At 71.4% G+C, this 1,406-nt stretch carries 3 protein-coding genes; all 3 read right to left on the bottom strand.

The window, feature by feature from the left end; translation table 11 throughout:
- On the bottom strand, nucleotides 1-371 hold a 371-nt coding region (locus AC6EI8_RS26485), incomplete at its 3' end, for an STN domain-containing protein (protein ID WP_498383393.1).
- A gap of 143 nt (nucleotides 372-514) precedes the next feature.
- The gene (locus AC6EI8_RS26480) at nucleotides 515-1,225 is read right to left on the bottom strand and encodes a FecR family protein (protein WP_498383392.1); all 711 of its coding nucleotides are present in this window, start codon (nucleotides 1,223-1,225) and stop codon (nucleotides 515-517) included.
- Nucleotides 1,222-1,406: hypothetical protein (locus AC6EI8_RS26475; RefSeq protein WP_498383391.1), on the bottom strand; the 185-nt coding region annotated here is incomplete at its 5' end. The genes AC6EI8_RS26480 and AC6EI8_RS26475, both read right to left, overlap by 4 nt.

The raw sequence follows: 1,406 nt of genomic DNA, 5'->3' as shown, positions 1-1,406 counted from the left end.
ATCGCGTAGCCGCTGCCGCGCAGCAGTATCCCGAAGCCCTCGTCGACGCCATAGCGGCCGCGCAGGCCCTGCGTGCGCAAGCCGCGCAGCTTGTCGGCGTCGACCGTGATGGCGACGCCGGCCTGCTGGGCATAGCGTGTCAGCGCCTCGGCCAGCGGGCCGGCGGGGATGTCGTACTGGGCCTGCGCTGGTGTTGGTGTTGGTGTTGGCGCCTGCCGCGGCGTCTGCGTTTGCGTCTGCGCGTGGCCCCGCGCGGGCAGCGCCATGGCGCTCGCCAGCGCGGCGCCGACGGCAAGGTGGACCGTCAGCTGAACGGCGAGGGCGCGCGGATGCAGGCGAGGCCGCGCGGGCTCGGAATGGATGTGGCTCATGATGTCGCGGTTTCCGTGCTTTTGTTGTTCTTGTGCTTGACGGATGAGGGACAGCGACCGGAACCGGAAGGGCGGGATGGCGGTGTTTTCTCCCGTCCCCGCTTGCAAGGGGGCGAGGGAGAACACGATCGCGGCGCGTCGACTTACTGCGCCGCCGGCGCGTCCACCCACACCAGATATGGCGTCAACTGCCGCACCCGCACCGCGGGCAGCGCATTGGCCAGCAATTGCAGCGCCTGCTCGGTGTCGTCCAGCGGCAGTACCGCGAAGACGCGTATGTCGGCGATCTGCTTGCGGTCGTAGCCGATCCAGCCCGGGCGATGCCGATTCAGCGCGTCCAGCAGCTCGGGCAGCGGCTGGCCGCGGGCGATCAGCTGGTGGCGTTGCCAGGCCTGCTCGATGCTGCTCGCATCGACCCGTTCGATCGGCCCGAGGCCGGCCGCCGTCACCGCGACGCGTTCGCCGGCCGACACCACCGCCTGGCGCGGCTCGCTGTGCGCGCCGGTGGCGCGGGCCCGGACCTTCGACTCCAGCATCGTCAGCACGGTCCGGCCATCGTCGCGGTCGACGCTGAAGCGCGTACCGAGCGCCTCGATATCGGCCTGCGCGGTGCGGACCACGAAGGGCCGTGCCGGATCGCGCGCGACGTCGATCAGCACCTCGCCGCGGATCAGCTCGATCAGGCGGCGCCCCTCGTCGTAGCGCAGGTCCACCGCGCTGCCGCTGTTCAGCGTCAGGCGGCTGCCGTCGGGCAGCGTGTGGGTTTGCCATTGTCCGGTGCCGGTACGCAGATCGGCCAGCAGATAGGCCGGCGGCCACGCATGCAGCGACAGCGCGAGGACGGCGGTTGTCACCAGCGCGGCGGCCAGGGCGCCGAGATGACGTGGCGTGCGGCGGCGGCGCGACGGTTTGCCGTCCCGCATGCCGTCCCGCATGCCGGCGCGCACGCCGTCATGCGGCCCGTCATGCAGTCCATCATGCGGTCCGTCATGTCGTCGGTCATCTCGTCCGGCACGCCGCCCTTCATGCCGCCCG

The sequence above is a fragment of the Cupriavidus sp. R6-3 genome, from assembly GCF_059772245.1.
This window is presented reverse-complemented; position numbering and strand designations above follow the sequence as displayed.